The sequence below is a fragment of the Eubacterium sp. An11 genome (assembly GCF_002161065.1).
Taxonomy (GTDB): Bacteria; Bacillota; Clostridia; order Lachnospirales; family Lachnospiraceae; genus Anaerobutyricum; species Anaerobutyricum faecale.
Genome location: NZ_NFLV01000011.1, coordinates 1 through 19,270, shown reverse-complemented (window position 1 = coordinate 19,270; position 19,270 = coordinate 1). Strand labels below are relative to the sequence as shown.

The 19,270-nt window shown below is 51.2% G+C and carries 17 protein-coding genes; all 17 read right to left on the bottom strand.

Annotated elements, in window-relative coordinates:
* Positions 1-257: 257 nt before the first annotated feature.
* Positions 258-782: a nitroreductase gene (locus B5E53_RS09865; protein ID WP_087314565.1), complete on the bottom strand. Its 525-nt coding sequence runs from the start codon at positions 780-782 to the stop codon at positions 258-260.
* Positions 783-943: 161 nt separating this feature from the next.
* A complete protein-coding gene (locus tag B5E53_RS09860) occupies positions 944-2,941 on the bottom strand; it encodes an ABC transporter permease (RefSeq protein WP_087314563.1) in 1,998 nt (665 codons plus the stop codon).
* A gap of 14 nt (positions 2,942-2,955) precedes the next feature.
* A complete protein-coding gene (locus tag B5E53_RS09855; protein ID WP_087314561.1) occupies positions 2,956-3,636 on the bottom strand; it encodes an ABC transporter ATP-binding protein in 681 nt (226 codons plus the stop codon).
* 92 nt (positions 3,637-3,728) lie between these two features.
* Positions 3,729-4,793 carry a HAMP domain-containing sensor histidine kinase gene (locus tag B5E53_RS09850; RefSeq protein WP_087314559.1) on the bottom strand — a complete coding sequence of 355 codons (1,065 nt, stop codon included), beginning with the start codon at positions 4,791-4,793 and terminating at the stop codon, positions 3,729-3,731.
* A 26-nt stretch (positions 4,794-4,819) separates the two neighbouring features.
* Complete coding sequence (locus B5E53_RS09845; RefSeq protein WP_087314557.1) at positions 4,820-5,503, bottom strand: response regulator transcription factor; 684 nt, start codon at positions 5,501-5,503, stop codon at positions 4,820-4,822.
* On the bottom strand, positions 5,500-6,375 hold the full coding sequence (locus B5E53_RS09840; RefSeq protein ID WP_087314555.1) for a DNA glycosylase: 876 nt from the start codon (positions 6,373-6,375) through the stop codon (positions 5,500-5,502). The genes B5E53_RS09845 and B5E53_RS09840 overlap by 4 nt, the downstream gene beginning before the upstream one ends.
* Positions 6,357-6,812 carry a threonine/serine exporter family protein gene (locus tag B5E53_RS09835; RefSeq protein WP_087314553.1) on the bottom strand — a complete coding sequence of 152 codons (456 nt, stop codon included), beginning with the start codon at positions 6,810-6,812 and terminating at the stop codon, positions 6,357-6,359. Before B5E53_RS09835 ends, B5E53_RS09840 begins: the two co-directional genes overlap by 19 nt.
* Positions 6,813-6,830: 18 nt before the next feature.
* Positions 6,831-7,622: a threonine/serine exporter family protein gene (locus B5E53_RS09830; RefSeq protein WP_087314551.1), complete on the bottom strand. Its 792-nt coding sequence runs from the start codon at positions 7,620-7,622 to the stop codon at positions 6,831-6,833.
* A 203-nt stretch (positions 7,623-7,825) separates the two neighbouring features.
* Positions 7,826-9,007 (bottom strand): ABC transporter permease, encoded by a 1,182-nt coding sequence (locus B5E53_RS09825; protein WP_087314549.1) that lies wholly within the window; start codon positions 9,005-9,007, stop codon positions 7,826-7,828.
* On the bottom strand, positions 9,004-9,705 hold the full coding sequence (locus B5E53_RS09820; protein ID WP_087314547.1) for an ABC transporter ATP-binding protein: 702 nt from the start codon (positions 9,703-9,705) through the stop codon (positions 9,004-9,006). The genes B5E53_RS09825 and B5E53_RS09820 overlap by 4 nt, the downstream gene beginning before the upstream one ends.
* A 14-nt stretch (positions 9,706-9,719) precedes the next feature.
* The gene (locus tag B5E53_RS09815) at positions 9,720-11,909 is read right to left on the bottom strand and encodes an HlyD family efflux transporter periplasmic adaptor subunit (protein ID WP_087314545.1); all 2,190 of its coding nucleotides are present in this window, start codon (positions 11,907-11,909) and stop codon (positions 9,720-9,722) included.
* A gap of 233 nt (positions 11,910-12,142) precedes the next feature.
* Entirely contained in the window at positions 12,143-13,378 is a 1,236-nt protein-coding gene (locus tag B5E53_RS09810; RefSeq protein ID WP_087314543.1) for an ATP-binding protein, read from the bottom strand.
* Complete coding sequence (locus B5E53_RS09805; protein ID WP_087314541.1) at positions 13,375-14,049, bottom strand: response regulator transcription factor; 675 nt, start codon at positions 14,047-14,049, stop codon at positions 13,375-13,377. The genes B5E53_RS09810 and B5E53_RS09805 overlap by 4 nt, the downstream gene beginning before the upstream one ends.
* 123 nt (positions 14,050-14,172) lie before the next feature.
* Positions 14,173-15,174 (bottom strand): choloylglycine hydrolase, encoded by a 1,002-nt coding sequence (gene bsh / locus B5E53_RS09800; protein WP_087314539.1) that lies wholly within the window; start codon positions 15,172-15,174, stop codon positions 14,173-14,175.
* Between the two features lie 393 nt (positions 15,175-15,567).
* Entirely contained in the window at positions 15,568-16,722 is a 1,155-nt protein-coding gene (locus B5E53_RS09795; RefSeq protein WP_087314537.1) for an iron-containing alcohol dehydrogenase, read from the bottom strand.
* Positions 16,723-16,961: 239 nt separating this feature from the next.
* Positions 16,962-17,672 carry a 5'/3'-nucleotidase SurE gene (surE, locus tag B5E53_RS09790; RefSeq protein ID WP_087314534.1) on the bottom strand — a complete coding sequence of 237 codons (711 nt, stop codon included), beginning with the start codon at positions 17,670-17,672 and terminating at the stop codon, positions 16,962-16,964.
* A 160-nt stretch (positions 17,673-17,832) separates the two neighbouring features.
* Positions 17,833-19,200, bottom strand: coding sequence for a hypothetical protein (locus tag B5E53_RS09785; RefSeq protein WP_087314532.1), 1,368 nt, complete (start codon positions 19,198-19,200; stop codon positions 17,833-17,835).
* Positions 19,201-19,270: the final 70 nt, after the last annotated feature.

Sequence of the window (19,270 nt, the reverse complement as noted above, 5' to 3'; positions counted from 1 at the left end):
AATTATTTCAGCAATATGATATCCTCACAAACTGTCTATTTCCCGTATTGTATCCGATGAAAGCACTGCAGCATAAGAAAGAATCCTGCAAAGCAGGATTCTCCGCCTGCGGCGGGTCGCGAAAGCGGCATCTTCCTATCCGCCGCAGTGCGATCCTTGCGGAGCGTTTTTTATTTCATAGGAATGCAATTTCCTATGAAATGAAAAAATCCTCTTCTCACAGAAAATGTATTCTGCAAGAAGAGGAACCTTCCCTACTACTCTACATAATAGACACGGTTTTCTTTTCTAGGCGCAGCCTCTTTGGCAGGTTCATCGGCATATCCCAAAATGCAGTGACCGATTCCTTCATAATCTCCTTCGATGCCAAGGCTTTTCAGGAGTTCTTTTCCTTCCTTCTGCTCAAATTCCTCTTTGGCTCTGTGGATCCAGCAGCTGCCGATTCCCAGATCATGGGCAGCCAGCATCAGATTGGCCATGACAAGGCTGCCGTCATACAGATAAGTCGGTACCTTTTTATCGGCCAGGACTACCAGCACTACCGGCGCACCGTAAAACGGATCTGTTCCGTCCGCTCCCATGATGCCCGCGTTAAGCTTCGAGAAGCGGTCTCTGACTTCCTTATTGGTGATAGCCAGAATGATCACCGGCTGCCGTCCCATGCCGCTCGGAGCATAAAGTCCGGCCTCGATAATCTTATCAATCGTCTCCTTCGGAACCATGTCCGGTTTATATTTACGCACACTTCTTCTTGAAATCATTTCCTGAATTAAATCACTCATTGTCAATCCTCCCTGCGCACCACATCTTTCCCTCATACGGGCGGATGTCGGTACTATTTTGTCTGTTCTATGCTGTCGGACAAATCCGGCAGCAATCTGCTGTTGTCAGACATATTATAAAGGATTTTCAGGAAATGTTCCAGAAAAAATTTCTGTTTCCTTTATACCAGCGCATCGTCTTTTAAAATTTCCACAATGTTCTGCCTGCAGATTTTTCCGGCCGCCGCCGCATAAAAAACTGCCACAATGGCTGCCGTCACGGCAAGAAGAAGCAGCATCGGCACCCAGGGCAGATGCCCCAGGAATTCTCCGGCCGTCACCGGCGCGGCGTTAAGAAGCAGAACTGTCACTGGTATATCGATGATCAGGGCCAGCAGAAACGGCCTTCCCACAATGAACAGCGCCTCCAGAAACAGCATTTTCTTCATCGCATCCAGAGAAACGCCCACCGATAAGTACCGGGCAAATTCTTTTTTCCGCTGATACATCTGCCCCAGAGTGGAGGACAGGATACCCGCAATACCCACGCAGGCGAGGATACCTGCCAGCACCCCCATAACGATACGCAGTCCTTTTCTGGCTGACGCATCCGCCCGCTCATCTTCCAGGCGATTTTCCAGCGTATAACTGCTTCCTGTCATGCCTGATCCTATATTTTCGGATACCACATTTTCAATGGAAGCTTCCATCGCGTCGCTTTCCTCTCCGGATAAGCTTTTCTCCGTCCGCATATCATAATGCGTTTCATTGACTGAAAACAGGCTTCCGATACGGGAAAATGCCGTCTCGGACATCACGAGATTTAACGCTTTCTGTTCCAGTTCCTCGCGGATATCAGGGATGGTATCCGCAAAGGCATCATACCGCAGAGGGATTTCTTTGATCAGCAGTGTCCCGGCTTTTTCCCGGAGAAATGGAAGATAGGCGCGGTCCATGTAACTGCTGTTCCGGTCATCCCAGAGAAGATTTACCAGCACCGTTCCTGTATCGGAAGAAATGTCCCGAGACTCACAATATTCCTGAAAACTCCGGTCATCCAGAATATAAAAAAGTGCCTTCAGCTGCCAGGCTGTCTGTCCGGAGATTTCCTCCTGCCGTGCGTCGCCAAGCAGAGTTTCCGGGCCGGCTTCCCGCAATGGATCGCTGAGCATCTGCTCCGGTACGGATACCGTCGTATCCACAAGACCGTAGGCGATGCAGGATTCCATGCCCGGCAGCGCCCGCAGTTCGGTCAGCATCGTATCTTCTGTACCTGCATTTTCATCTTCTCCCGATGACCTGTTCACATCCTCTCCCGACGATCTGTTCACGTTGAGCATATAATCCCAGGTATCACGAAAACGGGAAAAATAGGTGTGCTGCGTGCTGAGCCCGGAGATGGTTTCTCCGCTTAAATAGAGAAAGAAACCCAGAAAGGAAAGAAATAATGCAGCCCCCGCCGTTCTCATGGATTTTCTCCTGGAAAACAATGATTTCCCTGCCAGCTCCCCGTACACACCAAAACATTTCGATGTGAGACGGAACGCACGGATCTTTTTTATTTCCGGCTCCTCTTCATAAAAAATAGCTTCCATAGGGGACATCCGTCCCAGTTTTCGTGCCGGAATCCAGGCGGAAAACAACACCGTGAGAAAAGCTGTCCCCAGAGAAATCAGAAAAACCAATATATGATATTCGAAAGCGACATCATACTGTATATTCAGCTCCATTTCCCTGCCCATGGCGATGATTCGCCGGACAAACACCGCACAGAGTCCGACGCCTGTCCCGGTTCCCGCCAGAACAGGAAACACGCACAGCACCAGGACTTCCTGCAAGAGAAAACTCCGGATCTGACCCGGGGTGGCGCCCACACTTTTTAAAATCCCCAGCTGATGCATCCGGCTTCCCATGGAAACGGCAAAGGCGTTATGCAACAGCGCAATCAGCGCCGCGCAGACCAGGAACAGCACCATCGCATACAGTATCATAAGCGCGCCCGGCGGACTTGCTGCCGCTTCCGCCGCCGCCTGCTGCTGTTTCAAATCGTCCGCCCACAGGTTGTAGGCAATGCTGTACAGCAGAGACAACAGCAGGGATGACAAAAAAGCGGCTCCTGCCAGAAGAGCGCTCGCTACACGATTTTCCCGGATATACCGGACAGAAAAAGCTTTCCACATCTTTTCTCCTCCTCTCACCGGTTCTTTTCATCGGATACGATATGTCCGTCTTCCAGCCGGATGATCCTGTCCGCCTGCAGGGCGATACTCTCATCATGGGTGACAATGAGAGTGGTCTGTTTCCACTCCCGGTTGGTATATTTCAAAAGTTCCATGATTTCCTGACTGTTCTTTTTGTCAAGATTCCCCGTGGGCTCATCGGCCAATAACAGCGCTGGCGCATGAATGAGGGCCCGTCCGATGGAAACCCGCTGCTGCTGTCCGCCGGAAAGCTGCTTTGGCAGATGCTTCTTCCGGTCGGAAAGTCCCAGAATATCAAGAAGACGTTCCAGATAATCCTGATTGATCTTCTGTCCGTCCAGCCGCAGAGGAAGCGTGATATTTTCCACCACATTCAACACCGGTATAAGATTATAAAACTGATAGATAAGCCCCACCTTTCTCCGTCGAAAGATGGCCATTTCTTTCTGGGAACGGTGATACACTTCCTGCCCTTCCACAAAAATTTTTCCGCCGTCCGGACGGTCCACTCCGCCGATCAGATGCAGCAGCGTGGATTTTCCTGAGCCCGACCGGCCCACTACCGCCGTCATCTCTCCTTTTTCCACTGTAAAAGATACGTCATCCAAAGCCCGGACCTCGGTCTCCCCTTTTCCATAGATTCTCGAAACATGTTCCACTCTCAAGATTTCCATATCCTGCCTCCTTCGTTCCATTGGTCATCCCGTCTTCTGACAGCATACCATCTCTCCGGTGACAGCTCCGTGACTTCCCGGTGACAAATCTGTCACTTTGCTTTCTGATAAAATCGGATCTGAAACTCCGTGCCGCCTTCCCGGCGATTTTCTGCCTGAATGATGCCATTTTGCTCGCGGATGATCATCTGCGCCAGGGCCAGACCGATACCGGCATGTTCATCCACCCGTGCTTCCGATCCCGTATCGGCGCCAGACAAATCCTCTCCAGAGACGGCCTCCGCTCCGGCGCCCCGGTAAAAGCGCTCAAACAGATGAGGCAGCTCCTTCTGCGGAATTCCCGGCCCGTTGTCAGCGATGCAAAGTTCCGTATAGATGGGATTCTGACCGGCAGTTATTTCTATCCGTCCGCCCGCCGACAGATGTTCCACACAGTTTTTCAATATATTTCCAAGGGCTTCCACGGTCCAGGCCAGATCACCCTGAAAACAGGGATTTCCTTCTGCATCTATTTTTATGGCAATACTTTTTAGTTCTGCCGGAATCGCCAGCGGCTCCCACGCCTTCTCCGCTGCCTGCCGGACGTTTACCCTCTTTCTTTCCATCTGTACTGTGCCGGATTCCAGCCGGGCGATTTTCAAAAGGACAGACACCTGCCATTCCATACGATTTAAAAGCCGACTGATTTCCCTGGCATACTCCATTCTTTGGGCATCGGGAAGATCCGGCCGGCTAAGCCGCGGCACGATCATCCGGATGGATGTCAAAGGCGTGCGAATCTGATGAGACACATCGGCCAGAGAATCCTTCAGATATTTCTTCTCTCTTTTCAGTTCCTCCGTCTGTTCCACCAGCCGCAGAGTGAGCTTTTGGATTTCGCTGGATAAAAGCGCCAGTTCTCCCTCCTCATCTGGTACAAACCGCAGGGGATGCGGGCTGTGAAGCAGCTGATTGAGCTGCGCGGACAGTTCCGAAAGGTCCTCATATCGTTTTTCTGTCCATTTCCAGAACAAAAGTCCCGCTGCGGCACAGACTGCAAATACATAGACGGCCGCTGCCCGTCCGCAAAAACATACAGCACCGACAACAGCTGCTGCAGTCAGAATCCCCCAGACAGCACTATGTTTTTTTATTTCCGGATTTCTCCACAGCCACATGAAATTTTCTCCCCTTCCAAACATTTTTATGGTTCCATCCGGTATCCAAGGCCGCGCACCGTTTTAATGATGACCGGATGTGCCGGATCGTCCTCAATCTTTTCCCGGAGCCGTTTGATATAGACGGTCAGAGTATTGTCATTGACAAAATCTCCGGCAATGTCCCAGATTTCTTCCAGCAATCGGCTGCGGCTGAGAATGTCCCCCTGATGCTGAAAAAAAATCAGCAGCAGCCGGTACTCCAGAGCAGAAAGAAAGATTTCCTTTCCGTTTTTTTCCACACAGGCCCGCTGCATATCTAACGAGAGATTCGCAGCAGTACAGACAGTCTGCTTTCTTTCGCTGCGGCGCAGTACATTTCGGATGCGGGACAAAAGCTCCATGGGCCGAAAAGGCTTTGTCACATAATCATCCGCTCCCAGATCAAATCCTGTCACCACACTGGCTTCGTCATCCATGGCTGTGAGCATGATGATGGGAATCTCCTGTTCTTTTCGTATGGCGCCGCAGAGGGAATACCCGCTGCCGTCGGGAAGCATCAGATCCAGCAAGATCAGATCAAAATGTTCTTCCCTTAAAAGGCGCAGCGCTTCCTTCCTGCTTCCGGCCGCCCGGACGTCGAATCCTTCCTCTGTCAGAAGGATTTCCAGATTCTTTACGATCTCCCTGTCGTCTTCCACTATGCATATTTTTCTGCCGATTTCTTTCATATGTATTCCTTCTTCCCGCACAGCTCGTAATAGAAAATGTACTGCTGCATCACACCCTGGAATCCCCGGTATCTCCGATTGGGAAATCCCCTTTTATAATGCTCCGCCATGGCCTGCTTGATGTGTGTGTCCATGGGAAACGCCTGCAGATGGTGAAGACCGAACAGGCAGATACAGTCCGCCACCTTTTCTCCCACTCCAAAGAGTTTCAGCAGTTCTTCTTTTGCTTTCCGGTAGGACATGCTGCCGACTGCCTCCAGATCAAACTCTCCGGTCACCACGCTGCGAGCCGCCCGCACCACATATTTACTCCGATAACCAAGATTACATTCTTTCAGCGCATCTTCCGGAAGGCCGGCAAGCGCCTCCGGCTGTGGGAAAGTGTAATAAATCACACCATCTTCCGCCTCTCTTTTCTCTCCGTATTTCCCGCAGATATTCGAGATGCAGCGGCGGATCCGCACGATGTTATTCTGCTGGGAGATCAGAAATGAAACGATCATCTCCCAGAGATCCTGTCTGAGAATCCGCATTCCGGAGCCAAAGGCGATGGCACGGTTTAAATAGGCGTCATTGGGATTGGCCTTCTCTATGTAGGCGCCGTAGTCATTTTCCAGATCAAAATAGTCTTTCCAGAACTGTTCAAACGCTTCTTCGCTGCAATAAAAACGACAGAGACTGCCGTTCTGCCAGACTTTCAGATATTTATCTCCTGCCAGAATCCTGTATACATGTCCACCTGCATTCCCATGTTCCCCTGTATTCTCACAGCTATCTGTACTTTCATGTTCTTCTATATTCTCCATGCGAAAGCACTGCCCGGAGCGGCAGATCTGCTCCAGGCTGAAGTGCCTTATTTCTTTTTCAACCATAACTCCTCCCTCATTTTTCCTGCAATCATAAAAAACGCCCAGACCAGGCTGATTCCCATGGCTACTGCCAGGGCATACTGTACGGTGGTGATTCCATACTCCCACGCCTGCGCCCTGTATCCCCATACGAGACTGCTCATGGTAAAAAACAGCAGTCTGCCCGGCGCCGCCGTGGCAATGGCCGGCAGCAGCAGGATGGTCGCCGGAACTTTTAATATTCTCGCCAGACATTCCGCATAAACCGCAGTCACCATGGAACACACCAGACAGGGAAACATTTTTCCGCCCACGTTCTCCGACACCAGCAGAAATATGAGCCGGTTCAGCAATCCTCCCAGGGCCGCCGGAAATAACAGTCCCCTGCGCAGATGGAAGAGGATTCCCAGACCCAGAGGACCGAAAAATGCCGCTGCCAGTTCCATACTTTCTATTTCCATTTTGTTTGTCACCTCTTATCATATGACCACCCAGATCGCACCCATGAAACCTACCACCAGCGCGCCGGTCCAGATGAGACTTTCCGTCAGCCGCATAATACCGGAGATAGTGTTGCCCGCCAGCACATCCCGGACAGAATTCATCAGAGCAAGGCCCGGAAGCAGGAGCATCATATCTCCCATGATCACCCTGTCATACCGGAACATCCCTGTCCACCGGGAGAAAACGCAGATCAGGATTCCTGCGACAAAGGAGCAGATACTGTAGAAAGTCACTTTATTGGGACAGAACGGCTCAAAGCGGTTCTGCAGAAAACAGATCAGCGGAGCAAATGCCGCCGCTGCCAGTCCGTCTGAGAGATTACCGCCAAAATAAACGGCAAAACTGCCGGTGACCAACAGGCTTCCCAGATACCGCTCCCGGATATTTTCTCCCTGCTTCCATACGCGAAGCTTTTTCTCCAGAACGGTTCCTCCTGCACCACCTTTGTGCAGACTTTTCCTCAAAAGGCCGCCGGTACAGCACTCCCGGCTGAGGCGGTTCAGTGCCTCCAGTCTGCGAAAATCATATTTGGGCGAGCGGGAAATCCGGCGAATCTGGGTCACCCGCACCCCTCCGGAAAACTCCATGGTCGCCATGATGCTGGCAGTGATCACAAAAATATTTACCTTTTCCGCACCGCAGGCTGCGCCCATACGGCTCAAGGTATCTTCCACCCGTTTTACTTCCGCCCCGGAAGATAACAGCATTTCTCCCATATCCAGAATATTTTGCACCAAATGTTCCGCCGCCTCCCGGTCCGCCTGCATTTTCCTGTCCTTTCTCCAATATACGGCTTACCGCGGTATAGAACCGACAAATATATCTTTCCGCCATACGCAATCTGTCACCGTATACCTGGTTTTGTTGTTTTGATATTTTGTTATTTTAACACAAAAAACGGCAGACATACATGAATTTGTATGAATCTGCCGTTTAAGACTTTACAAGTCACATGAATTTTACCGCCAGGTCACCCATTATACCGCAGCGCGTCGATGGGCTTTTTCTTCGCTGCCTTATTGGCCGGGTAGATGCCGAACACCACGCCGATCAGGATGGAAAACGCCACGGCGATCCAGACTACCCCCGGCGAGAGGGCAAAAGTCATGCTGTCTTTGCCGATCACTGAAATCACCTGCAGCGTTATCCAGGATAACAAAATACCGATGGCGCATCCCATGAGACTGATCATCAGCGCCTCGATGAGAAATTGCAGCATGATCACGCCCCGGCCGGCCCCGATGGCTTTCCGGATACCGATTTCTCTGGTCCGTTCCGTCACCGACACCAGCATGATATTCATGATGCCGATACCTCCCACCAGCAGGGAGATGCCGGCAATACCGCCCAGAAGCAGGCTTAAAATCGAGTTGACGCTCTCCATGGCTTCCATGATGGTGGACTGGTTGATAACCGTAAATGCGTCTTCGTCCTGATCAAACCGCTCCATGAGCATTTCCGTCACCACTTCCTCCGCCGGGTCCAGACTCTCCTCACTGACAGCCGACACGTAAAAAGAAGTGATTTCCATGGAAACACTGTCCGTCAGGCGGACCAGTGAGGTATAAGGAATATACGCTTCGTAAGTCTGGGTGGTAGACGTATCGCTGTCATCGGCCTGAAGCACGCCGACCACCATGTAGGAAACGCCATCCAGCTTGATGGTTTCTCCCACCACATCCATTCTCCCCAGCACTTCCGTGGCCAGCCCCGCGTTGATGACCGCCACATTGGTGTGGTTATCCACATCGGTGTTTTTTAAGAACCGGCCGGAATACAATTCCTGCTGCATGATATCTGAGTAAGCTCCGGTAGTGCCGTAAACTACCGCCGTCTCCTCAGCGTAAGTAGTGGAAGCGGTACTGTTGATCTGCGCCACCGGAGCTGTTTCCCTGATCTCCTCTTCTTCCGCCAGATCTTCCAGGTCTGACAGTTTGACAGGCTTATCTTTATCGTCCATGACGGACACCTGAATCAGATTGGCGCCCATGCTGGAAATCTGATCGTTGACAGAACTGGTCGCCCCGCTGACCAGAGATACAAGCACCACAAGGGCCAGCACACCGATGATGATGCCGAGCATAGTCAGAAAGGAGCGCATTTTGTTGGAAGAAATGGACTTCCAGGCCATTTTTACCGATTGCTGCATCATAAGCGCACCTTCTTTCTTCCTGCAAATGTGCCGGCATCATCCAATACTTTTCCGTCCAGAATGTGGATGCTCCGGCTTGCCTGCTCTGCCACCGATTCGTCGTGGGTAATGAGGACAATGGTGTTTCCCTGTTCATGAAGCTCATGAAAGAGCTTCATGATTTCTTTTCCTGTGGCGGAGTCCAGATTTCCCGTCGGCTCATCGGCCAGAAACAGCGACGGGCGGGAGGCAATGGCCCGGGCGATGGCCACCCGCTGCTGCTGTCCGCCGGAAAGTTCGTTGGGTTTATGTTTTTTCCTGGCACCAAGCTGCACCCTTTCCAGGGCTTCTTCCACTCTTTTTTTCCGCTCTTCTCTGGGTACCTTCTGATAAATCATAGGCAGCTCCACATTTTCTTCCGCTGTCAGATTGCCGATGAGATTAAAATTCTGAAAAATGAAACCGATTTTTTTGCTTCGGATTTTTGCCAGCTCCGACTCTGAATAATCTTCGATGGGCATACCATCCAGCAAATATCGGCCGCTGTCCGCCACATCCAGACAGCCGATGATATTCATCATGGTAGATTTGCCGCTGCCGGAAGGTCCCACAATGCTGACAAACTCCCCATCTTCGATATTGATGCTGGCGTGGTCGAGGGCGTGTACTTCCGCATCACCGATATGATAAATTTTCGACACATCTTCAAATACAATCATCTGCACACCTCCCGTTACTGCGCAAAGCCGCCAGGATTGCCTCCCGGCCCGCCGGAACCGCCGCCGGCTTCCCGTCCGCCGCCTTCAGAACCGCCCCGTCCACCGGACGGCATCTCACCGTTTTTTCCGCCGCCCATGGATGGAAATGTGCCTTCACTGCCGCCGGAATCCGTTCCTGTCCGCAGATAGTAAACCGTATCGCCTTCCTCCAGTCCGCTGGTGATCTCCACCTGACTGCCGTCGGAAAGTCCCGTAGTGACCTCCACCTTTCCGGAAAGATTGCCGTCCCCGTCATTTTCTGTATACACAAACGTACTGTTTCCCTCTTCCTGCAGAGCGTTGACCGGAATCAGCACGGCATTTTCCGCCTCGTCCACCTGAATGGTGGCGGAAGCGCTCATACCGTAAAGCATATCATCGGTCTTTTCCAGCGTGATCTCCACCGGGTATTTGGCACTGCTGCTGTCGCCGGAAGCTGTTGCGGATACCTTGGTGATCGTTCCTTCAAATTCCTGGTCTTCCACGGCATCCATGGTAATGGCCGCTGTCTGCCCCTCTTTCACGGACAAAATATCCAGCTCATCCACCTGGATGGATACCACCGCCTCATCCTCATTGACAATGGAAAATGCAGCTGCCTCATAAAGACTGTATTCATCCCCGGATGAGGAACTGCTGCCGGTGGAGTCAGCGCTGACGGAAGCTGTGCTGGTTCCTGCCGCGGCGCTGCCGCTTCCTGCCGATCCGCCCGCGGAGCTTCTGGAAAATCCACTGCCGCTCTGCCCGCCGGCGCCGTTTCCTCCCGCAGCTCCCGTACCGTTTGTACTGTTGGACGCGTCCGTACTGCCGCTGGCTCCGGAATTTTTACTTTCCGTAGTACTTTCTGCAGAACTGCTGTCACTTCCGGAGGTTCCCCCGGTATCAGAGGAACCGCTGTTTCCGGAAGAAGCGGTCGTTCCGCCGGAGCTGCTGCCGGTGGCACCGGAAGAATTCCCTGTACCGGCGGTCGTTTCCGTACTGGAACCGGACTGGGTACTGCTGCCCGTGGCATCTGCCGCCGTGGCTGCAAAGACCGCGGAGATTGTCATTGTTTTCCCGTCGCCGCTCACTTCCTGCTTGAAAGAGGAAGCAGCTGGTATACTGACCTTTGTTGTATCCGATGAGAAACTATATCCGGACTTTGCCGTCAACACAATGGTTGCCGTATAGGCGGTTCCCGCCTGAAATACAGATTCGTTACAACTCCAGGAAATCTGTCCCGTATATTTATCGGTTGTTGTAATACTGTTTTGCGGAACAGCCCCTGTCACCGGCGCCGTCACCGACAGATTGCAGGATGGGATGATCGTGGTTTCCGTGTCACTGTTACTCTTGGCGGTTCCGCTGCTGGAAAGAAATGTCGCCTTTATGGTTCCCGCAGAAGACAGCGTCATTGCCGCCGCACTGGCCGCCTGCACATTTGCCGCATTGGCTGTCATGACCGTATTGGCCGCCGTCACGGCCGTGTTAGCCGCCGTCACTGTGGATATACCGGACGTGCCGGAAGCGGAAGATGTGCCCGAGCTGCCGGAAGAACTGGATACCTCTGTATTCTCCGATACATAGACTTCTCCGATGATCCCGTCGCTGTCCGCCTCAATGGCGCCTGTATCCAACAGCGCTTTCAGCGCTTTTTTCGCCTGCCGCAGCTCCTTTCTCTGTCCCTTTAACACCAGAGCTTCCAGATATTCGGTGGTTCCTTCCTCGTCGGCGTCATCAGATAAATCTGCGATCTCATCTTTTACATCATCAAGGTTTTCCTCCACCTCCAGAAGCTGCGCTGCCACGGAGGCTGTATTCACCGTGGCAAGCTGCTGCCCTGCCGTCACCGCATCGCCGGCTTCCACCAGAACTTCTTCAATTTTTATACCCACCGGTACCGTTACATTTTCTGCCGTTCCCTGCTGCAAAGTTCCGGTTCCCTCCACGGTTGTGCTGATGCTTCCCGTCTCAGCCGTGGCTGACTGCACTGTCGTCTCCGCCGACGCACTGCGGGATCCTCTTCGTCCCGCTGCCAGCCGTCCCACCACAACGACCACCAGCGCCACCGCCAGAACAATCCCTGCCAGCTTCCATTTATTCTTTCTCTTCATCTTCCGCAGGCGGCTCATTTTGTCCTGCAGAAATCCTACTATCCTCTGTACAAAATCTTTCACCAGGTCCATGGCATTTCATCCTTTCTGATCCTACTGTTTTACCTGTATAATGGTCTCCATCCAAACAGGAAATCCGTTAACACATGAATGTACGGACACGTTCATACTGCAATGAAAGCGTCCGTACATTTAGTATAGAAATGCCAGTTAAATTTTACTTTAAAAAAGTCCTTTGCTTCTGTGAAATTTTTGTGACCCTGCCACAGAAACTCCGTAGAGATTCAGCAAAAGCTTCGAAATATTTACAAAATCACCTGGATAGTCAGAGATTTTCCGTCGGGCGAGAGGGCAGAAATTTTCCCCTTGTGAGCGTTTACAATGGCCCTGGCGATGGACAGACCGATGCCATGGCCGCCGGTTCCGGAATTCCTGGAGGCATCCACCCGGTAAAAACGGTCAAAAAGATGGGAAATCTGTTCTTTGCTCATGGGCTCCGCCGTGTTGGAGACCGTCACCCACAGATTCCTTCCCCGCTTCTCCAGACGGAAGGTAATCTTTCCTCCTTCCGGCGAGTATTTCAGGGCATTGTCCAGCAAAATAGAAAACAGCCGCTGGATGGATTTCATCTCTCCGGTGTAGGATAACAGCGGTTCAATACTGCTCTCAAAGGTTTTGCCCTGGAGCTTCGCCAGCGCCTGAAAGGATTGGGCGGTCTCTGCCGCCACCTCGGAGATGGGAAATTCCATTCTCTCGGCCTTCCTGTTGTTTTCTTCCATCTTGGACAGAAAAATCAGGTCTTCCGTCAGATCTCTCAGACGGAAAATCTGTTTTTTGATATCCTCCACCCATTCATTTTCCCCGGTTTCCAGAGCGATCAGCTCCGCGTCGGCGTCAATGATAGTCAGCGGCGTCCTGATCTCATGGCCGGCGTCGGTGATAAACCGCTTCTGTTTCTCATAACTTTCCACATAGGGCTTTACCGCCTTTTTAGACAGAAGGACCAGCAGCAGCAATACCGCTGCCATCCCTGTCACCGCCACCGCCGCACTGACCCCCAGAAAGCTCCGGACATGGGCAAGACTCCGGCCGCAGTCCAGGAAAATGATCAGCTGCCCGTCATCCGTATCCTGCTTCACATAACGGTATTGATTCAGAAAGCCCCTGGCCGCATCCATCTGCCGGATCCTCCGGGCATACTCTTCCGCTTCCGTCTCGTCCACGGCGGCTATCCTTCCCATATCCGTCCGCAGAACCGTTCCGTCTTCCCCAAAACATACGGTAAAATACCGACTCTCATAGGGCGTCTCCGGGGACATGCCGGGCGGCGCCATCCGCCTTTTCCGTCCCACAGATTCACCGGGATCTCCCCGCTCCGGAAATGTACCGTTATTTTCCGCCAGGATATCCAGGACCCGGTCTGCATCATTCACCACCTGTCGGTAATTCATCCAGTTGACCACGCCAAGGATCACCAGCAGCACTGCCGCCATGGAAGCGAGAGATACCACGATAAAGGTCACCCGCAGCCGCCGGATCATGAGAGAACCTCCAGGGAATAGCCGGCGTTTCTCGCCGCCTTGATCTGCACGTCGGCGTCAAGGGCCGACAGTTTTTTCCTCAAATAAGAAATGTACACCCACACCACGTTGATCTCCGCCTTGCTGTCGTATCCCCAGATTTTCTCCATGAAACGTTCTGTAGAGATCAAATGGGTCGGATGGCTCATGAGATATTCCATCATCTGGAATTCTTTATTGGTCAGATGAAAACTACCCGTTGGCGAGGACAGTTCGTTGGTCGCCCGGTTCAGCTGTACATTTCCCACTCGCAGGACGGAGTCTTGTCCCGCCGTGCTGTCTCTGGTCATGGCGCGGATTCTCGCCAGCAATTCTCTCATGGCAAAGGGTTTAGTCAGATAATCGTTGGCGCCGCCGTCCAGTCCGGCCACTTTGTCATCCACCTCTCCTCTTGCCGTCAGCATGAGAATGGGGATGGCGCTGCCGCCCTCCCGAACTTTTTTTAATACTTCGAAACCGTCCATCCGGGGCATCATCACGTCCAGTATCATCCCGTCATAATTTCCGCCTTTTAAATACTCCAGCGCCTCCACACCGTCATAAACCGTATCCACCGAATACCCATTCTTTGCCAGTATGGCGGCCAGAGCCCTGGACAGCGATTTTTCATCCTCCACAACCAGAAGCCGCATGCTCCATTCCTCCCTTTCTCGTCTTATTTTCAGATTATATCTTCTTTTTTTGAAAATACTTTGAACACACTCCCGCTGACTACTCTTCCATGCAGCTACCATTTTCCAGGTGTGGATCATCCTTTAATTCTGCCTGTGTATACACTCTTCGCTGACCAGCGGATACCGTATCAGACGAATGCCGTCCAGATCCTCCCGGTGCATATCCACCGCTGTAATCTGATGATTGCCGTATGTGGTGTAATAATAGATTCCCATTCGGGTATTACAGCAGGACGTGTAAATGGTCATCTCATACTCCTGTTCTCCCACCTGACAGCAGCCCTTTGTCTGCCCCACAGTCCCCAGAATATGAAAAAACTGGCCGACATTGTCCTCCTCGCTGTCCCCGGGTACGGCATGCATTCTTGTAAACACTGCCCGGACAAACCGGGAGCCGGAAGACAGATCCCCCGGAAGTCCCAGGGCGCCCATGCCCCGGCTGTAACTTTTGAGCGGCAGCCCGTCACAAAACAGATTCTCCGGCTCCCTGGCGGAGATATGCATGTAATCATTGAGACGGAACATCTGCTCCAAAAAAGGCGGATTATTGGTAAGGACTCCCGTGGGATTATCATAGATTTGCAGACCCTCCTTCACCGCTTCCACGACCACCGCCTTCTCCCTGTCTGCCAGCAGCCAGTGGAGCGGCGCCGGAGGCAGATTCTCAGCAAAGGCGTCGTCAGTCACCGTCAACCGCTCCAGTCGTTTCTTCGCTTCTTCTACGCTGGCGCACTGTCCCAGAATCCACGGGATCATCTCAAACTGCGCCACATGGTCTCTCCCGGATACCGCTCTCACAAATTTCGGATAATACGCATTTCCCACAAAATTAAGCCCTGCCATGGCAAGCCCCTTCTCATTGACCGCGTCATAGTAAAGGGGATACGCCCGACGAACCGAAAGTGACTCTCCCGCACAGGCCATGCCGATGACAGCATAATGGTTGTGCATAGTCTCCATATGTCGGAACACAAAAGGATAATTTCTCGGTGTGATGATGACTTCCTCGCCCCGGGAAATCGTATCATCCAGTGTCCGTCCGAAATAAAAATCTTTTGCTGTAAAAGTAATGGCTGTACACATGCTGCTTCCTCCTCACATCCTATCTTCCATACCTGCTTTATATTTTTATATTACTAGTTGTTTATATTTCCGCACATTTTATGCATACCCCACGGGAGATTACCGCAGAACACTTATGATTTCACAAAAATACTGTCCTTTACGAAATAACAAAAACGTACTTTTCTGCAAAACATAGTTCCCTGTGAAATAATAAAAAGGCATCCGTCCATAGATTGTCACAAAGAAACTCTTTTCCCGGCCCTTCCGGCCCCTGAAAGCTTCCTCTCTCCAGTACAGATGCCTTTTTCGATCTTCAATTATATTATTTATATTATTCGCACTGCCGTTTTCCCGACAGCCGCTTCTTTTAACGGGAATATTTCATTCCTCCTGTTTTGTGGTATACAGCTCTCACGCAAAATATGCGTTGAGGAATACTTTCTCCACATCCTCCACCGTTGCCTTCCGTGGATTCTCCGGCATGCCAGTATCTTTCATGGCATTTTTCGATAATTCCTCTACGTCTGCCGGTTTAAACGCCGTATCAGACAGCTTCGGAATCCCGATGGTTTTCTCCAATTCTTCGATATAGAGAATAGCCGCATAAGCTGCCTGCGTCTTCGTCAGTTTGCTCACATCAAATCCAAATGTCTGTGCCACATCCGCATAGCGCTCCGGACAGGATGGCAGATTATACTTCATCACATACGGAAGCAGGATCGCATTGGCCACACCGTGAAGCGTATCATAAAATCCGCCCAGCTGGTGCGCCATGGCATGTACCATGCCAAGACCGGCGTTGGAAAATGCCAGGCCACCCATGTACTGTGCCCAGCACATGTTGGTACGGGCTTCCATATCTGTTCCGTCCTTCACCGCTCTCTCCAGATATTGGCCGATCAGCCGGATGGCTTCCAGAGCAATACCATCGGTAAACGGGCAGCGTGAGTTCGCCACATAAGCTTCAATGGCGTGGGTCAGAGCATCCATACCGGTGGCCGCCGTCAGCGCCGGAGGCATCCCCACCATCATAGTCGGGTCATTGACAGCCAGGTATGCCAGGGAATTGCTGTCCACCATGAGCATCTTACTCTTTCTCACCTCGTCGGTCACCACAAAAGCTCTGGTCACCTCCGAACCGGTACCCGCCGTGGTATTGACTGCAATCAGCGGCTGTCCCTTTTTCTCCGACAACTCCAGTCCGTTATAATCTTCGATCTTTCCGCCGTTGGTGGCAAGAATGCTGACCGCTTTCGCCACGTCGATAGGCGAGCCGCCGCCGATTCCGATGATATAATCACAATTCTCCCTGTCATAAGCCGCCTTCGCCTGATTGACAATGGATACCGTCGGATTTGGTTTTACATCGGAAAAAATGGCATAAGGCCTTCCTGCCTTGTCCAGCACATCAGTCACCATCTTGACCGTTCCAATCTGCACCAGACCTTCATCAGTCACGATCAGTGCCTTCTTTCCGCCAAAATGATCCACATGCCTCGGTATCTCGTTAATACAGCCTTCACCGATAATCGTGTGTACCGGCTGATATAATTCCTTAAAATTCATCGCAATTCTCCTCCCGTATTCTGTCCATACTGTTCTCCAGCCATCCGCTGTCCCGCCATCCGGACAGACAGAACTTTCTTGCCTATAGCATAACATATTTACAAAATCACAGGAAAGGGAATAATCCATCCTTTTTGTGTAATATATTACCGCAAAAGAATACAGGAAACAGGAACGCACGGTATCCGTCAGGAAACAGAAACCAAATACATATCCGTCACACGCGGCTTTACATTTCCTCAGACAATACTATTCAGTTTACTCACAGAAATGTAATTGCCAAGCAGCGCCTCCGCATCGGTACCCTCCGGCGCACTCTTTTTCTTTTTGTGAATGGAATTTGCCATATAGATATTCTCATCCATCTTTTCCAGTTCAAAGCGGTCATGGTAGAACTCCAGCTTCGCCGGAATCCGGTCGTAAAGAGTTCCCTTCACTTCTTCCGCCGCGCAGTTAGGAAAATTCACATTCCAGATCTGCCCCTCTCCGATCTTCTGTTTCAGGAGAATCTCCGTCAGCTCCCCGAAATATTTTTCCACCACGGCGTAGTCCGCAGTATCATCCTGGGAGTAGGCGATGGCCGGCACACCGTGCACCAGCGCCTCCATGGCGGCTCCCACAGTCCCCGAATACAGAATCTCATAGCCGATATTATATCCTTTATTGATACCGGAAAATACCACATCCGGCTTCTCTTTCAGTACATTTCCAATGGCAAGCTTCACGCAGTCCGCCGGTGTACCGTCAATACTGTAAGCTTCCACATCTTCCACCGGAAAATCTACCTTCGCAATCTCCATACCCAGATCTACCGTGATCCGATGGGACATGCCGCTGCACTGGCTCTTCGGCGCTGCCACCGTCACCTCTCCAAACTGTCTGGCCAGCTCCGCCAGCTTCCAGATCCCCGGCGCCTGAATACCGTCATCATTTACCACTAATATTCTCATATGTACACCCCTTTTATTTTTCCTGTTATGTTCTCACACATATCCTACTATAGTAAATGATGCCCGGCAATGCAAGGGGTAGATTTGGCTAATCACAGAATTTTATTTGGATTTTATTGGAATTTTACTTATCTTTTCATTTACTTGCAACTCGTTTACCTCACCCCAGTTCGCTCACATCTACGATGTAAGCTTCCTTGCCGTTAGTGAGCAGCAGTTTCTTCTCACTGACTGTCAGATACATTTCTACATCAAAATATAATTCTTTTGGTATATGTATTTTCATGAAAGTCTGCTGATCCAGATTCACAAGGCAATATGCCGTTCCCGGCTGGTCTCCGTCATCTTCATCGTAGCCGAACAAAAAATAGCTGCCTGTACCGCTCAGTATACCCACATTTTTATCGACGCCATCTATGGTAAAAGATTCTCCGGTGACAATATTATCAAACCGCAGCGTATTACCTTCTGTCTTATAATCCCATTCCAGATCAAGGTCTGAGGCACCCGGATATTTCTCCAGAATCTCTCCGGTATGAAGATCGATCTTATAGGTCTGCGAATCCATCCAGAAAGAACCGTCCGGCAATTTTGTTTCAATGGAATCGCCATATGCCAGCACTGTGTAGGTATCCAGAAACTTGATCTCATCTGTATGAAGATACCACAGCAGGCTGTCTATCCTTTTCTCCGTCCGGGCCGCTATATCAAACACAGACCAATATTCAGCAGAGCGGTGATTGCACAGAATGATCTTTCCATCCGGTGACATGAGGAAGTTGCATATCATTTTATCGTTGGAGATTTTTGTCACTTCCTCTGTCCGAAGATTGATCTCCACCAGGCACTCTTTTTGCACAATGGTGTCTTCTCCCACATGCTGCAAATCCGCATAAACGATATCTCCATTTTTGTAATGAAACAGTCCGCAAAAATCCCCCGTTCCATTAAATCCCAGCACTTCGTTTCCGATAACAGCATACTCAAAAGAGTAAGGCACGCCGTCATACTCTCCCCGGAATGAATATACCGGCAGTTCCCGCAGCCCATTACCCTGAATGGCGTAGACTTTATCGACGATTTCATCTTCCCCGTCATTCTCATAATGCACCTTGCAGACAAAGCTTTCATTCACGCCATAAATCTGCATTCCTTCCTCCAGTGTAAGCATCTGGTTCTCATCCGCCGGGATATCCGGCTGACTGGTTTCGCCACTGCCTTCTTCCGCACCACCTGCGCCGCCGATATTTAGCTCCGTCACCTCATGGCCGGAAAACATATCAAACAGCCACTCCCGGAAGGCATCCGACGCCGTTGCCAGGACCGATACACTCATTCCCAATATCACAATACACAGCAGGACAGCGGCCGCTGTCCGGAAGGCGGCGCTGTGTCTCCACAGGCGGGGGATCCATCCGTTCGGAGAAAGATCCTTTTTCTCCAGATTTTTTTCTATCTTTTCTGCCGTTTTTTCAATGTATTCGTCGTCACATTGATGGATAGCCTCATATAAATCTTTTCCCGTCATATGTCATAGCCCTCCTTCCTAAGATATTTTCTCAGCTGTTCCCGGATTCTTGAAAGCCGCATGGATGCGG

Excerpts from the sequence above, each read along its gene's own strand:
- B5E53_RS09840 (WP_087314555.1), bottom strand. The coding sequence starts at position 6,375 with ATGGTTGAAAAAGAAATAAGGCACTTCAGCCTGGAGCAGATCTGCCGC.
- B5E53_RS09835 (WP_087314553.1), bottom strand. The coding sequence starts at position 6,812 with ATGGAAATAGAAAGTATGGAACTGGCAGCGGCATTTTTCGGTCCTCTG.
- B5E53_RS09860 (WP_087314563.1), bottom strand. The coding sequence starts at position 2,941 with ATGTGGAAAGCTTTTTCTGTCCGGTATATCCGGGAAAATCGTGTAGCG.
- B5E53_RS09845 (WP_087314557.1), bottom strand. The coding sequence starts at position 5,503 with ATGAAAGAAATCGGCAGAAAAATATGCATAGTGGAAGACGACAGGGAG.
- B5E53_RS09825 (WP_087314549.1), bottom strand. The coding sequence starts at position 9,007 with ATGATGCAGCAATCGGTAAAAATGGCCTGGAAGTCCATTTCTTCCAAC.
- B5E53_RS09820 (WP_087314547.1), bottom strand. The coding sequence starts at position 9,705 with ATGATTGTATTTGAAGATGTGTCGAAAATTTATCATATCGGTGATGCG.
- surE (WP_087314534.1), bottom strand. The coding sequence starts at position 17,672 with ATGAGAATATTAGTGGTAAATGATGACGGTATTCAGGCGCCGGGGATC.
- bsh (WP_087314539.1), bottom strand. The coding sequence starts at position 15,174 with ATGTGTACAGCCATTACTTTTACAGCAAAAGATTTTTATTTCGGACGG.
- B5E53_RS09795 (WP_087314537.1), bottom strand. The coding sequence starts at position 16,722 with ATGAATTTTAAGGAATTATATCAGCCGGTACACACGATTATCGGTGAA.
- B5E53_RS09850 (WP_087314559.1), bottom strand. The coding sequence starts at position 4,793 with ATGTGGCTGTGGAGAAATCCGGAAATAAAAAAACATAGTGCTGTCTGG.
- B5E53_RS09810 (WP_087314543.1), bottom strand. The coding sequence starts at position 13,378 with ATGATCCGGCGGCTGCGGGTGACCTTTATCGTGGTATCTCTCGCTTCC.
- B5E53_RS09805 (WP_087314541.1), bottom strand. The coding sequence starts at position 14,049 with ATGCGGCTTCTGGTTGTGGAGGATGAAAAATCGCTGTCCAGGGCTCTG.
- B5E53_RS09865 (WP_087314565.1), bottom strand. The coding sequence starts at position 782 with ATGAGTGATTTAATTCAGGAAATGATTTCAAGAAGAAGTGTGCGTAAA.
- B5E53_RS09815 (WP_087314545.1), bottom strand. The coding sequence starts at position 11,909 with ATGGACCTGGTGAAAGATTTTGTACAGAGGATAGTAGGATTTCTGCAG.
- B5E53_RS09830 (WP_087314551.1), bottom strand. The coding sequence starts at position 7,622 with ATGCAGGCGGACCGGGAGGCGGCGGAACATTTGGTGCAAAATATTCTG.
- B5E53_RS09785 (WP_087314532.1), bottom strand. The coding sequence starts at position 19,200 with ATGACGGGAAAAGATTTATATGAGGCTATCCATCAATGTGACGACGAA.
- B5E53_RS09855 (WP_087314561.1), bottom strand. The coding sequence starts at position 3,636 with ATGGAAATCTTGAGAGTGGAACATGTTTCGAGAATCTATGGAAAAGGG.